Origin of the sequence: Gulosibacter massiliensis, assembly GCF_900626105.1 — a bacterium.
In the GTDB taxonomy this organism is placed as follows: Bacteria; Actinomycetota; Actinomycetes; order Actinomycetales; family Microbacteriaceae; genus Gulosibacter; species Gulosibacter sediminis.
The window spans coordinates 700,010-713,909 of sequence record NZ_UYZX01000001.1 but is presented as its reverse complement, the minus strand read 5'-3'; the positions used below and the strand labels follow the sequence as shown (position 1 = coordinate 713,909).

The 13,900-nt window shown below is 68.9% G+C and carries 11 protein-coding genes, 1 tRNA gene and 1 pseudogene; 8 read left to right on the top strand and 5 right to left on the bottom strand.

What is annotated here, in order from left to right; genetic code table 11:
• The first annotated feature begins 188 nt into the window (after positions 1 to 188).
• Positions 189 to 560: a hypothetical protein gene (locus EJL01_RS03505; protein WP_006214184.1), complete on the top strand. Its 372-nt coding sequence runs from the start codon at positions 189 to 191 to the stop codon at positions 558 to 560.
• Positions 557 to 976, top strand: coding sequence for a recombinase family protein (locus tag EJL01_RS03500; RefSeq protein WP_006214186.1), 420 nt, complete (start codon positions 557 to 559; stop codon positions 974 to 976). Before EJL01_RS03505 ends, EJL01_RS03500 begins: the two co-directional genes overlap by 4 nt.
• A 91-nt stretch (positions 977 to 1,067) precedes the next feature.
• On the opposite strand, the gene EJL01_RS03495 is transcribed toward EJL01_RS03500, so the two are convergent.
• The 3 genes and pseudogenes from EJL01_RS03495 to EJL01_RS03485 all read right to left on the bottom strand — a co-directional run bounded on the left by EJL01_RS03495 (position 1,068) and on the right by EJL01_RS03485 (position 4,843).
• Entirely contained in the window at positions 1,068 to 2,879 is a 1,812-nt protein-coding gene (locus EJL01_RS03495) for an ABC-F family ATP-binding cassette domain-containing protein (protein WP_063250535.1), read from the bottom strand.
• Between the two features lie 131 nt (positions 2,880 to 3,010).
• A pseudogene (locus tag EJL01_RS03490) lies at positions 3,011 to 4,330 on the bottom strand (ABC-F family ATP-binding cassette domain-containing protein); the annotation flags it as partial.
• On the bottom strand, positions 4,331 to 4,843 hold the full coding sequence (locus tag EJL01_RS03485; RefSeq protein ID WP_125106304.1) for a MarR family winged helix-turn-helix transcriptional regulator: 513 nt from the start codon (positions 4,841 to 4,843) through the stop codon (positions 4,331 to 4,333).
• 100 nt (positions 4,844 to 4,943) lie between these two features.
• Between EJL01_RS03485 and EJL01_RS03480 the strand changes: the two genes are divergently transcribed.
• The 5 genes from EJL01_RS03480 (at position 4,944) to metE (ending at position 10,955) form a co-directional block, all read left to right on the top strand.
• Positions 4,944 to 5,015: transfer RNA gene (locus tag EJL01_RS03480), tRNA-Gln, on the top strand.
• Between the two features lie 44 nt (positions 5,016 to 5,059).
• A complete protein-coding gene (gene glmU, locus EJL01_RS03475; RefSeq protein ID WP_125106303.1) occupies positions 5,060 to 6,523 on the top strand; it encodes a bifunctional UDP-N-acetylglucosamine diphosphorylase/glucosamine-1-phosphate N-acetyltransferase GlmU in 1,464 nt (487 codons plus the stop codon).
• 45 nt (positions 6,524 to 6,568) lie between these two features.
• Positions 6,569 to 7,549 carry a ribose-phosphate diphosphokinase gene (locus EJL01_RS03470; RefSeq protein ID WP_125106302.1) on the top strand — a complete coding sequence of 327 codons (981 nt, stop codon included), beginning with the start codon at positions 6,569 to 6,571 and terminating at the stop codon, positions 7,547 to 7,549.
• A gap of 126 nt (positions 7,550 to 7,675) precedes the next feature.
• Positions 7,676 to 8,623: a methylenetetrahydrofolate reductase gene (locus EJL01_RS03465; protein WP_125106301.1), complete on the top strand. Its 948-nt coding sequence runs from the start codon at positions 7,676 to 7,678 to the stop codon at positions 8,621 to 8,623.
• A gap of 19 nt (positions 8,624 to 8,642) precedes the next feature.
• Positions 8,643 to 10,955 carry a 5-methyltetrahydropteroyltriglutamate--homocysteine S-methyltransferase gene (metE, locus tag EJL01_RS03460; protein ID WP_125106300.1) on the top strand — a complete coding sequence of 771 codons (2,313 nt, stop codon included), beginning with the start codon at positions 8,643 to 8,645 and terminating at the stop codon, positions 10,953 to 10,955.
• Positions 10,956 to 11,022: 67 nt separating this feature from the next.
• Here the strand turns inward: metE and EJL01_RS03455 are convergent, their stop codons facing one another.
• Together EJL01_RS03455 and gndA are read right to left on the bottom strand one after the other, a co-directional pair.
• Positions 11,023 to 11,439, bottom strand: coding sequence for an ankyrin repeat domain-containing protein (locus EJL01_RS03455; protein WP_125106299.1), 417 nt, complete (start codon positions 11,437 to 11,439; stop codon positions 11,023 to 11,025).
• Positions 11,439 to 12,887, bottom strand: coding sequence for an NADP-dependent phosphogluconate dehydrogenase (gene gndA, locus EJL01_RS03450; RefSeq protein WP_125106298.1), 1,449 nt, complete (start codon positions 12,885 to 12,887; stop codon positions 11,439 to 11,441). Before gndA ends, EJL01_RS03455 begins: the two co-directional genes overlap by 1 nt.
• Positions 12,888 to 13,017: 130 nt before the next feature.
• On the opposite strand from gndA, the gene EJL01_RS03445 reads away from it, so the two are divergent.
• Positions 13,018 to 13,899: a hypothetical protein gene (locus EJL01_RS03445; protein WP_125106297.1), complete on the top strand. Its 882-nt coding sequence runs from the start codon at positions 13,018 to 13,020 to the stop codon at positions 13,897 to 13,899.
• Position 13,900: the final 1 nt, after the last annotated feature.

Sequence of the window (13,900 nt, the reverse complement as noted above, 5' to 3'; positions counted from 1 at the left end):
ACAGTCACGGGCAAGGTGCACCGCCAGCGACCGAGCACGGCCGACGGGGGCTACCGCGTGTCGTACGTGCGGCGTAGAGTGAGAAGCACAGAGGCAGATTCACCCCTCACCATGTAGGCCCCCTCGGGGCCGTCCTCCGGGACACTCCACACGTACTGCCTCACCACAGTTACGTGCTTGGAGGCATCATGTTCCGACTCATCTGGTTCGCCAGCATCCACATCCGCATCTTCATGCGCCGATGGATGCCGACCAACATCGTGCTCGACAAGGTCCGCACCCGTCACGGCCTCAAGTGGGGCCTCCCGGCAATGCTGCTCGCGATCCCATACTTTTACACCGCGAGCCTGCTGACCGTTATCATCCGTGACGGCGGGCCGGGCTGGCTCAACCTCGTCGTGCTCATCGCGATCTGGTCAGCGTTCAAGATGCTCTGGATCGGCCCCGTCAGCCTGGTCCTGCTCGCCCGCGTGCGCATCCACGAGCACACCGAGCGACGCCAGCGGCGCCAGGCACAGGGCGTCTCCTCCGCCCCGATCATGGCAGGGGGTGCGTCATGACCAAGGCGGTTCTCTACCTGCGCAGCGCGACCGACAGCGAAGCGCAGACCAACCAGCAGGCAGAAGACTGCCGGGAGTATCTGCACGAGCGAGGCCTGACCGAGGACGGCGTCTTCACCGATGCCGGCCACACAGGCCCCGGTCTCGCCCAGCTCCTCGACCCGGCCGCTAAGGGCGAGGTCACCGACGTGATCGTCGCCGAGATATGGCGCCTCGGCCGAGCCCCCGTGGCCAACCTGCGCACCGGCGACGCTCTCGACCGAGCCGGGGTCACCGTCCACGTCGCCACAGGCATCCTCACCGGCCCCGTCCTCGACGACTGCGTGCGAGGGTCGATGTACGAGTTGAGCATCGCCGATGCCCGGCGCATCGACGGCGATGCCGAGACCGAGAAAGACGATCCGCCCTTCGACTAACCACCCGACCTTCCCCGATACACAGTTCGCGCCTGTCACTCACGAAGCGGCAGGCGCGAACCCATGTATGCGGGACGGAAGCCCTGGCCCGTCAGGAGATCGACTCGGACAGCTCCAGCCACCGCTCTTCGAGCTCGGCGACCTCGTCCTCTGCCTGGCGCAGCTCATCGGTATGGCCTTGCAAGCCCTCGTAGTCGCTCTGGTCGTGGTCGGCGAGACGCTGATGGATGCGCTCGATGCTTCCCGACAGCTTCTCCAGCCGGCGCTCGATCGCGCCGATTTCCTTCTGCACCGCCCGGCGCTCCGCACCCGACAACTCCGAAGCCGAAGACGACGCCGCCGTCTTCTCCTCGCTGCTCTGAGCGCTCATCGGCGACGGGGTCACGGCCTGCTGCTCCTGTGCGGCTCGCAGCCGCAGATACTCGTCCACCCCGCCGGGCACGTGCCGCAACCCGCCGTCGAGGATCGCATACTGCTGGTCGGTGACCCGCTCCAGCAGGTAGCGGTCGTGAGAGACCACGATCAACGTGCCAGGCCACGAGTCCAGCAGGTCCTCCAGCGCCGCGAGCATGTCCGCGTCAACATCGTTCGTCGGCTCATCGAGAAGCAGCAGGTTTGGCTCGCTGAGCAGCAGCATCAGCAGTTGCAGCCGCCGCTTCTGCCCGCCGGAGAGGTCATCGACCCGTGCCGAGAGGTGTTCGCGGGCGAAGCCGAGCCGTTCGAGCAGCTGCGCCGGCGTGAGGTCCTTGCCGTCGATCTGGAACGTGGTCTTGGTGCGTGCCAGGACCTCGCGCACCCGGTCGCCGCCGATGTCGGCGAGCTGGGAGAACTGCTGATCGAGGATGCCGACCTGCACCGTCTTGCCTCGCTTGACCCGACCCTCGGTCGGCTCCAGAGTGCCGCAGATCAGCCCGAGCAGTGTGGACTTGCCCGCCCCGTTCGCGCCCAGGATGCCGGTGCGCTCACCCGGAGCGATCCGCCAGGTCACGTCATCGAGAACCTTCCGATCCCCGAAGCTCACGCTCACGTTCTCCAGGTCCACGACCTGCTTGCCCAGCCGGGCCACCGCGACCCGCTGCAGCTCGATGGGGTTGCGCACCGGCGGCACGTCAGCGATCAGCTCGTTGGCCGCGTCGATCCGGAACTTCGGCTTCGACGTGCGCGCCGGAGCGCCTCGCCGCAGCCACGCCAGCTCCTTGCGCATCAGGTTCTGCCGCTTGCTCTCGGCCGCAGCGGCCATCCGATCTCGCTCGACCCGCTGGAGCACGTAGGCGGCGTAGCCGCCCTCGAACGGCTCGACCGTGCCGTCGTGCACCTCCCACGTCTCGGTGCAGACCTCATCGAGGAACCAGCGATCGTGCGTGATGACCAGCAGTCCGCCGCTGTTCTTGGGCCAGCGTCGCTTCATGTGCTCGGCCAGCCAGGCGATGCCCTCAACATCAAGATGGTTCGTAGGCTCATCGAGAGCGATGAGTTCCCAGTCGCCCACCAGCAGGGCAGCGAGGGCCACGCGCCGCCGTTGCCCTCCGCTGAGTCGGCCGATCACCGCATCCCAGGAGATATCCGAGACCAGCCCGCCGATCACATCGCGGATGCGGGCATCGCTGGCCCACTCATGCTCCGGCGCGTCGCCGGCGATCGAGTACCCGACCGTGGCCTCCGGATCGAGGTCGTCACTCTGACCGAGCACGCCGAACCGCACGCCGCCGCGCCGGGTCACCCGACCCGCCTGCGGCTCGATCTGCCCCGAGAGCATCCCCAGCAGGCTCGACTTGCCGTCACCGTTGCGACCGACGATCCCGATCCGGTCGCCCTCCTCGATCCCGACCGAGAGCGAGTCGAAGACCACCCGCGTCGGGTACTCCAAGTGCAGCCCTTCGGCCCCCAGAAGAGGTGTAGCCATCAGCGACCACCCTTCCCGACCAGCGCGGTGCGGCACGGTGCAACCCGCCTCGCACGGGTACGACACCCAGCAACGGGGTGTGACGCTGCCCTGCCACGACGGTAGAATCGAGGCGTCCGGAACGAACAACCCATCGAATTGTTGGGTTCGTCGAGAATGAGCACGTTCGGCTCGTCGAGCAGGATCAGCAGCAGTTGCAGGCGCCGCTTCTGACCACCTGAGAGGTCCTTGACCGGCGCCTGCAACTGCGCCGAGTTGAAGCCGAGCCGCTCGAGCAGCTGCGAGGGCGTGAGCTCGGTGCCGTCGGCGACATAACTCGTTTTCTGCCGCGCGATGACCTCGCGCACGCGGTCGTCGCCGAGCTCGTCGAGTTCGAAAAGCTGCTGGGTCAGCTCGGCAATCTTTACCGTCTTGCCGTGCTTGACGCGGCCCGACGTGGGCGTGATCGCGCCGGTGATGAGACCGAGCAGCGTCGACTTGCCGGCACCATTCACGCCGAGGATGCCCGTGCGCTCGCCGGGCGCGATGCGCCAGGTGATGTCGTGGAGCACTTCGCGTTCGCCGAAGCGCACGCCGGCGTCGACGAGGTCGACGACGTCCTTACCGAGCCGGGCCGTCGCGAGCTTCGTCAGCTCGATCGCGTTGCGCACCGGCGGCACATCGGAAATGAGCTCGTTCGCCGCGGCAATGCGGAACTTCGGTTTCGCCGTGCGAGCGGGTGCCCCGCGACGCAGCCACGCGAGCTCCTTGCGCATGAGGTTCTGGCGCTTCTGCTCGACCACGGCAGCCTGCCGGTCTCGCTCGACGCGCTGCAGGATGTACGCCGCGTAGCCACCCTCGAAGGGCTCGATCACGCGGTCGTGCACCTCCCATGTGTCGGTGCTCACCTCGTCGAGGAACCACCGGTCGTGCGTGACGACGACGAGCGCGCCGGCGTTCTTCGTCCACCGTGAGTTGAGGTGCTTCGCGAGCCACGCGACGCCCTCGACGTCGAGGTGGTTCGTCGGCTCATCGAGCAGCAGGACGTCCCAGTCGCCGATGAGTAGGCCCGCGAGTGCGACGCGGCGCCGCTGACCACCCGAGAGGTCGCCGACCCGCGCATCCCAGTCGAGGTCGCCGACGAGTCCGCGCACAATGTCGCGAATCTTCGCATCCGAGGCCCACTCGTGGTCGTCGAGGTCGCCCACCACGGCGTGCCCCACCGTGAGCGTTTCGTCGACGCGGTCGGCCTGGTCGAGCATCCCGATGGTCGTGCCGCCGCGCACCGTGACCTTGCCAGCGTCGGGTTCGAGCCGACCCGCGAGGATCTTCAGGAACGTCGACTTGCCGTCGCCGTTGCGGCCGACGACACCGATGCGCTGGCCCTCGTTGATGCCGATGGTGATGTCGTCAAAGACGACCTTGGTGGGAAATTCGAGGTGGATGCCCTCGGCGCCAAGCAGATGCGCCATCTAGTTGGGCTCCTCGACGCTCATCGCGAGTGAGAGCTGGCGCAGCCCCCGCTCGATCACCGCGAACTCGTCGTCGGAGATGTCGGCGAGCAGTTCGCGCTCGACCTCGAGCAGCCCCTGAATCGCCGCGTCGACGCGCTTGCCACCGGCGTCGGTCATGCGCACGAGCACGCTGCGGCCGTCGGCGGGGTCGTCCTCGCGCACGACGAAGCCGCGCTGCACGAGGCGGTCGATGCGATAGGTCATGGTGCCGCTCGAGACGAGGCTGCTCGCGAGCAGCTGCTTCGGCGTGAGGGCGTAGGGCGCGCCCGATCGGCGCAGGGCGGAGAGCACGTCGAACTCGGACATCTCGACGCCGGCCTCGGCGAACGCGCGCTTGCGCACGACATCGAGCTGCCTCGCGATGCGCTTTACGCGCGAAAACACCGCGAGGGGCGAGAAATCGAGGTCGCCACGAACGCGCGTCCAGTCATCGACAATGTTGTCGACGGCGTCGGTTTCGTGGGAATGCATACCCTCTAGTATCGCGCAGGACCGCACGTTCTCGCTGCGTGGCCGGCAAAAGTCGCAGTTCACACTGTTTTCGATGACGTGGCAGACTAGGCCCGCACCTTCCTCCTTGGTGTAACGGCAGCACGACGGCCTTTGGAGCCGTTAGGTCCAGGTTCGAATCCTGGGGGAGGAACTCCGTCACCGCAATGGAACATCAGCTCATTGGAGGGGAAGCGCATGCCCGCACAGAACCTGGCCGTCATCATTCTCGCGGCGGGTGCCGGCACCCGCATGAAGTCGAAGACCCCGAAGGTGCTGCACAAGCTCGGCGGTATTCCGCTGCTCGGCCACGTGCTGCGCACCGCGGCGCAGCTTGAGCCGGCCTACACCGTCGCCGTCGTGCGCCACCAGCGCGACCGCGTCGTCGAGGTGATTGGCGAGCTCGCGCCAGACACGCTCATCGCCGACCAGGATGAGGTGCCCGGCACCGGCCGTGCGCTCGAGGCCGGCCTCGAGCAGATTCCCGCTGACTTCGACGGCGACGTCGTCGTGCTCTCGGGTGACGTGCCGCTGCTCGACGCCCCGACCGTGCGCCGCCTGCTCGAGGCTCACCGCCTCGACGCGGACCAGCTCACGCTGCTCAGCGCGATCTACGAGAACCCGACCGGCTTCGGCCGCATCGTGCGCGACGCTGACGGCGAGTTTGAGGCGATCGTCGAGCACAAGGACGCGAGCGAGCGCCAGCTCGATATCACCGAGATCAACGCGGGCGTCTACGTATTCACGGCCTCGGCCGCGCGCGACGCGCTTTCGCGCATCGGCCAGGACAACGCACAGGGCGAGAAGTACCTCACCGATGCGGCCTCGCTCATCAAGCACGACGGCGGTCGCATCGCGGCCGTCGCGGTCACTGACCCCTGGCTCGTGCAGGGCATCAACGACCGTGCGCAGCTCGGCGGCACCGCGCGCGAGTACAACCGCCGCATCCTCGAGTATTGGATGCGCGAGGGCGTCACGATCGTCGACCCCGACACGACCATCATCGAGGCCGATGTGACGATCGCCGCCGACGTCGAGATTCAGCCCGGCACGCAGCTGCGCGGCGCGACCAGCATCGGCGAGGATGCGGTGATCGGCCCCGACACGACGCTCATCGACACCGAGGTGGGCGCGGGCGCGACCGTGAAGCGCACGGATGCGACGCTCGCGGTCATCGGCGCGGGCGCCACGGTCGGCCCCTGGAGCTACCTGCGCCCGAACTCGGTCGTCGGCGATGGCGCGAAGGTTGGCACGTTCGTCGAGACGAAGAACGCGACGCTCCACGACGGCGCGAAGGTGCCGCACCTTTCGTACGTGGGGGATGCGGAGATCGGCTCGGGCTCGAACCTCGGCGCCGGCACGATCACGGCGAACTACGACGGCGTGAACAAGCACCGCACCGTGGTGGGCCGCGACGTGAAGATTGGCTCGGACAACGTGCTCATCGCGCCGGTCGAGGTCGGCGACGGCGCGTACTCGGGCGCGGGCACGACCATCCGTAAGGATGTCCCCGCGGGCGCGCTCGCCCTCAACGTCGCGCCGCAGCGCAATCTCGAAGGCTGGGTCGCAAAGCACCGGCCGGGCTCCGCCTCGGCCGAGTCGGCCGCGGCCGCGGGCGCCAGCTCGCCGGCCGAGTCAGATTCGAGCGCCGAAGCAGAGTAGTCTTGGTTCTCGTTCGTGCCCGACAACGAGAAAAGGCGGTATTTGGTGTCCGGCATTGTAAACCCTGGTGAGAAGCGACTTGTTCTGATTTCGGGACGAGCGCACCCGCAGCTTGCGGACGAAGTCGCCAAGGAGCTTGGCACCGAGGTCCTCGAGACGGAAGCACGCACCTTCGCCAACGGCGAGATCTACGCGCGCTACGGCGAATCGGTGCGTGGCGCCGACGCATTCGTGATCCAGTCGCACGGTGAGCCCATCAACGAGTGGGTCATGGAGCAGCTGATCATGGTCGACGCGCTCAAGCGCGCCTCGGCGAAGCGCATCACCGTCGTCGTGCCCTACTACCCCTACTCGCGTCAGGACAAGAAGGGCCGCGGCCGCGAGCCGATCTCGGCCCGCCTCATCGCCGACCTCTTCAAGACGGCCGGCGCCGACCGCATCATGTCGGTCGACCTGCACGCCTCGCAGATCCAGGGGTTCTTCGACGGGCCGGTCGACCACCTGTTCGCGATGCCGGTGCTCATGAAGTACTTCAAGGACAAGCTCGGCGACGTCGAGAACCTCACCGTCGTCTCGCCCGACATGGGCCGCGTGCGCGTCGCCGACCGCTGGGCCGACGAACTCGGCGCGCCGCTCGCGATCATCCACAAGCGTCGTGACCCGAAGGTCGCGAACCAGGTGACGGTGCACGACATCGTCGGTGACGTAAAGGGTCGCACCTGCCTCATGGTCGACGACCTCATCGACACCGGCGGCACGATCCAGAAGGCGGCGGATGCGCTGAAGTCGCACGGCGCCGAGCGCGTCGTCGTCGCGGCCACGCACGCGGTGTTCTCGGGCCCCGCGGTCGAGCGCCTGCAGGACCCGGCGATCGACGAGGTCGTCGTCACCGACACCCTGCCGATGCCCGAGCACAAGCTGTTCCCGACGCTGACCGTGCTGCCCATCGCGCCGCTGCTCGGCCGCGCGATCCACGAGGTGTTTGAGGACGGCTCGGTGACGTCGATGTTCGACGGCGCCGCGTAGGCCGCCCCAAGTATTCCGACGAAGCGCCGGGCCCGATTGGGCCCGGCGCTTCGTCGTTCTTCGTCACATCGTCACACAGAGTCATAACCAAACTAGAAGCGGGGAAGAACCCCTAGTTTGGTTGCCATGCCGATTCCGTTCTCCTACGAGCTCTTCCCGCCGCGCTCCGCTTCGGTCGCGGCGCGGATGCCGGAGATCGCGCGGACGCTCGGCGAAACGCATCCGGACTTCATCTCGGTGACCTTCGGTGCCGGGGGCTCGTCGCGCGACGCCTCGCTCGACGTGCTCCAGCTCATCCGTGACGAGACGACGGCGCGCCCGCTCGCGCACCTCACCTGCGTCGGCTCGTCGATGGACGAGGCGAGCGAACTCATCGGCGCGTTTCTCGACCACGGCATCCTCGACTTCCTCGCGCTACGCGGCGACCCGCCGGCCGGCCTGAGCGAGACCGACGAGTTTCTCGGCGACCTCCGCACCGGCGCCGAACTCGCCCAGCTCATCGAGGGCGTGCGGCAGCAGCACCTGCCGCGCGAGCTCGGCCCGATCGCCGGGCGCTGGCACGTGCGCACCCCGCAGCTCGGCGTCACTGCCGTCGCGGCCTACCCGAACGGCCACCCGCAGTCGCGTTCGATCGAGCAGGACTACGACACGCTGCTCGCCAAGGAGGCCGCCGGCGCGACGCTCGCGATCACGCAGCTGTTCTTCGAGGTCGACGACTACGTCGCCTTCGTCGAGGGGGCCCGCGCGCACGGCGTGACCATGCCCATCCGCCCCGGAATCATGGCGATCACCTCGCTGCCGCGACTCGAGCGAATGTCGCAGCTCGCGGGGGAGGAGGTGCCAGACCGCTGGCGCCGTTCACTTGCGGCTTGCCGCAGTGACGAAGCCCGCCGCGAGCTCGGCATTGCCCACGCCACCGGCATGTGCCACGACCTCATCGATTACGGCGAGGCAGGCCTGCACATCTACACCCACAACCGCATCGACGAACCGCTCGAACTCCTGCGCCGAGTTGGCCTCGTTGATCGCCCCGATGCCGCACCCCACACGCGGCGAGTGACGTCGGCGGCCTAGCCGCCCGCGAAAGGACACCATGACCATCGAATTCCCCGCCGGCACCGTGCTCGGCTATCCCCGCATCGGTCGCAACCGCGACCTCAAGCGCGCCGTTGAGTCGTACTGGCGTGGCGCCAGCGACGCCGCCGCGCTCGCAGCGTCTCGCGCCGAGGTGCGCGCCGCTGCCCGCTCTGCCCTCGAGGCCGCCGGCCTCGGCCGCGACGACGCGTCGATCCCCGAGGCCGACGCGAGCTACGACCACGTGCTCGACACGCTCGTCACCGTCGGCGCCGTGCCCGCACGCTTCGCCGACGTCGCTGAGCTCGCCGACCAGGACCTCACCTTCGTACTCGCCCGCGGCGACGCCGAACACCCGGCACTCGAGATGACGAAGTGGTTCGACACGAACTACCACTACCTCGTGCCTGAGATCGGCCCCGAGACCACCTTCTCTTACCGCAGCCACGAGCGCGCCGAGCAGGTGCGCGAGGCGGCCTCGGCCGGCTACGCGACCCGCCCGACGCTCGTCGGCCCCGTGACCTTCCTCGCGCTTGCGAAGCCGAGCGACGATGCCCCCGCGGGCTTCGCCCCGCTCGACCGCCTCGACGACGTGCTTGACACCTACGTCGAGGTGCTCGCCGACCTGCGCGCCGCGGGTGCGCAGTGGGTGCAGCTCGATGAATCGGCCCTCGTGAGCGAGGTGCTCGGCGTCTCGCAGACCGAGCTGGTGGATGCGGCGGCTCGCGCCTACGAGCGCCTCGCGCAGGCAGAGGAGCGCCCGGCGCTGTTCGTGCAGACGAGCTACGCGGCCCTGCCGGCGGCGGCCTTCGGCGCGCTGGCGAAGGCCGGCGTCGAGGCGATCGGCATCGACCTCGTGCGCGGTGTTGCGCCCGAGAACGTCGCCGAGTTCCCCGGCGTACGCGTCGTCGCGGGCGTCATCGACGGCCACAACATCTGGCGCGGCGACCTCACTGCGGCCTTCGACAAGCTCAGCGGCCTCGCCGAGCGTGGTGTGCTCGTGAGCGTGAGCACCTCAACCTCGCTCATCCACGTGCCGCACACCGTCGCCGACGAGACCGAGCTCGACGCGCAGCTGCGCAACTGGCTTGCCTTCGCTGACGAGAAGGCGCAGCAGATCGCGACCCTCGCCCGCGGCCTCGCCGAGGGCCGCGAGGCCATCGACGCCGAGCTCACGGCCGCGAGCGACGCGCTGGCCGAGCGCGCGCAGGCCGCTGGCGTGCGCATCCCCGAGGTGCGCGAGCGCGCCGCGAGCGACATCGAGCTCTCGCGCGGCGATGCGGATGCGCGTGCCGAGGCGCAGCAGGCGTCACTCGGTCTGCCGGTGCTGCCGACCACGACGATCGGCTCCTTCCCGCAGACCGGCGAGATTCGCCGCGCCCGCCGGTCCTTCGGCCGCGGTGAGATCACCGAAGCGCAGTACGACGAGTTCCTCCGCGAGGAGATTCGCCGCGTCATTGAGGTGCAGGAAGACCTTGGCCTCGACGTGCTCGTGCACGGCGAGCCCGAGCGCAACGACATGGTGCAGTACTTCGCCGAGCACCTTGGCGGCTTCGCGACCACCGCGAACGGTTGGGTGCAGTCGTACGGCTCGCGCTGCACGCGCCCGTCGATCCTCTGGGGCGACGTGCACCGCGACGCGCCGATCACGGTCGACTGGACGCGCTACGCGCAGTCGCTCACCGCGAAGCCGGTGAAGGGCATGCTCACGGGCCCGGTCACGATTCTCGCGTGGTCGTTCGTGCGCGACGACCAGCCGCTCGGCGACACCGCCCGCCAGGTCGCCCTCGCGCTGCGCGACGAGGTGGCCGACCTCGAGGCTGCCGGCACCGGCATCATCCAGGTCGACGAGCCCGCCCTGCGCGAGCTGCTGCCGCTGCGCCGCGCCGACCACGAGGCCTACCTGCGCTGGAGCGTCGACGCGTTCCGCCTCTCGACCTCGGTCGCCCGCCCCGAGACGCAGGTGCACACGCACCTCTGTTACTCGGAGTTTGGCGAGATCATCGAGGCGATCGACGGCCTCGACGCCGACGTCACTTCGATCGAGGCGGCCCGTTCGCGCATGGAGGTCGTCGCCGACCTGCACGAGCACGACTACGCCCGCGGCATCGGCCCCGGCGTGTGGGACATCCACTCGCCGCGCGTGCCATCGCAGCAGGAGATCGCGGAGCTGCTCGAGCTGGCTCTTGGGGGCATCCCGGCCGACCGGCTCTGGGCGAACCCCGACTGCGGCCTGAAGACGCGCGGCTATGACGAAACGGTGGCGTCGCTGCGCAACCTCGTTGCCGCCACCGAGCAGGCTCGCGCCGGCATCAGCGCGCCGGTCGCGTAACCACGCCGCTGCAACGAGGACGGGCCGGCCGCGGAGAATTCCGCGGCCGGCCCGTGCTCGTGGTGGCTTAGCCCCAGAGCTCGGCGAGCAGCTCGTCGAACTCGGGCCAGCTGAACATCTTCGCGGTCTCGCGCGCCGACGGCGAGCCCGCGTCGGGGCTCGCGCCGGCCTCGAGCAGCGCCCGCGCCGACTCGACGTCCTGCTTGAAGACGGCGCAGGTGAGCGCGTTCTGCCCGCGGTCGTTCGTCAGCTCGACGTCGGCACCGCGCTCGAGCAGCATCGTCACCGTCGCGGCCGCGTGGTGGTACGCCGCGAGTATGAGCATTGAGTTGCCCTGCGCATCCAGCATGTTCACTGGCGCCCCGGCGTCGAGGAAGGCGGCGAGCGACGCTGCCTGGTTCTGGCGTGCAGCATCGAAGAGCTGGTTCGCCAGCTCGATCGCCTCGGCGGGCACCCCGGCAGTGTTCTCGGATGCGTCGGTCATTAGCGCACCTCGTGCTCGGCGCGGTCGCCCGACCACTCGGTGTGGAACGTGCCGGGGCGGTCGACGCGGCCGTACGTGTGGGCGCCGAAGAAGTCGCGCTGCCCCTGGATGAGCGCGGCAGGCAGGCGCTCGGCGGCGAGCGAGTCGTAGTAGCTCAGCGATGCGCCGAAGACCGGCGCGGGCACGCCCGAGAGCGCCGCGGTCGCGACGACGCGACGCCACGCATCGACGCCGTTCGCCACCTCGCCCGCGAAGTACGGGTCGGCGATGAGCGAGTCGAGCTGCGGGTTGCGGTCGTACGCGTCGGCGATGCGGTTGAGGAAGCGGGCGCGAATGATGCAGCCGGCGCGCCAGATCTTTGCGATCGCGCCCGGGTTCACCTGCCAGCCGTACTCCTGGGCCCCCGCGAGAATGAGGTCGAAGCCCTGCGCATAGGCGATGACCTTCGACGAGTAGAGCGCCTGGCGGACCTGCTCAACGAAGTCGCCGGGAATCGGGGCGGCCTCGGGGCGCTTCGTGATGGTCGGACGCACGGCCTCGCGCTGGGCGACCCGGCCCGAGACGCCGCGGGCGAAGACCGCCTCGCCGATGCCCGAGACGGGCACGCCGAGGCCGAGCGCGTTCTGCACCGTCCAGGTGCCGGTGCCCTTCATACCGGCGCGGTCGACGACGATGTCAATGAACGGCTTGCCGGTGTCGGCGTCGACGTGCCGCAGCACCTCGGCCGTGATTTCGATGAGGTACGACTCGAGGTCGCCCTGGTTCCACTCCGTGAACACGTCGGCAATCTCGGCGGGGGTGAGGCCGGCCACGCCGCGCAGCAGGTCGTAGGCCTCGCCGATGAGCTGCATGTCGGCGTACTCAATGCCGTTGTGCACCATCTTCACGAAGTGGCCGGCGCCGTCGGTGCCGATGTGCGTGACGCAGGGGGAGCCGTCTTCGGGGGCGCGAGCCGCGATCGACTCGAGAATCGGGCCGAGCGTCTCGTACGACTCGGCTGTGCCGCCGGGCATGATCGAGGGGCCGTTGAGCGCGCCCTCTTCGCCGCCGGAGATGCCCGCGCCGACGAAGTGCAGGCCCTTCGCGCGCACCGCGGCCTCGCGGCGGATCGTGTCGGTGAACAGCGCGTTGCCGCCGTCGACGATGATGTCGCCCGGTTCGAAGGCCTCGACGAGCTGGTCGATGACTGCATCGGTCGCCTTGCCGGCCTGCACCATGATGATGGCGGTGCGCGGACGCTGCAGCGAGGCCGCAAACTCGTCGACCGTCGAGGCCGGCACGAAGCCCGCCTCGGGATGCTCGGCGACGAGCTTCTCGGTGCGCTCGTGGCTGCGGTTGTACACCGCGACGGTGTTGCCCTCGCGCGACGCGAGGTTGCGGGCGAGGTTCGCGCCCATCACCGCCAAACCGACCACGCCGATGTTTGCGGATGCAGTGGAGTCGTTCATGTTCTACCTCTCGAGGGATTGCGCGCCACTGCCCATTATGGTCGCCGAGCACGGATGCTGGCTGCGCGTGGCACCTCGGGTGCGTCGGATGCGCCAGTTAGGCTTTCGGCACCGAGCAAAGGGGGCGCACGTGGCCGACGAAAACGACGATCGTACGCAGCGGTACAACTGGAATCTTGGCAGCGAAGACGAGGCCGAGTCGGCGCAGGCGAGCGGCCGGTACGAAGCCGACCCGACGCGGCCGATTCACCGGCAAGAGGCGACGACCGACGAGATCGATCCCGTGCCGCCGACGCAGCGCATGCCCGTGACCTCGACCTCGCAGGAGCAGACCGTGCCAACGCGGGCGTATGACTTCGGCGAAGACCGCGCTGACGCAACGACGGTCTTGCCGCAGCAGCAGGCGCCGCAGCGAGCTTCGCATCCGGCGCCGGCCGCGGCCAGTTCGTCCGACTACGTCAAGCAGCCTTACGCGCCCCAGCAGCAGTGGCGCGAGGCACCGGCGGCCCCGTCGATTCCTTCGCCTCGCGACTGGGAGGATGCGCCCTACGGGCCGGGTGGTGGCGCGCGGGTGGCTTCGATCTTCGTCGCGCTCCTTGGCGCCCTGATCGCGGTCGCGCCGGGGATTTTCTCGGCGCTTGCGGTGACGACGGGGCAGGCGAACCTCGTCTCGGAGTGGCTCGGCACGTTTGGTCCGTGGTCGCAACTGGTGGCCAACGGCGTACTCATTATTGCGTGGGCCGTTATCGCTGGTTCGCTCGCGATGGCGGGGCTGGGCGCCGGGCTCGTCGGCGGCCTGATCGTGATTGGCAGCCTCATTGCCAACGCTGTCTATGCCATCTCGGTCGCGGTCTCCGTGACTCCGAGCGACTTCATGCAGAATCTTTCGCTGTTTGCCTCGATGTCGATCGGCGTGGGCACAGCCATGCTGTTCGCCGGCGTCGCCGTGCACTTCGCGCGCCGCGGTGGGTTTAAGCGCGCCGTGCGGTACGCGCGTGGCCGGCGCTCCTGAG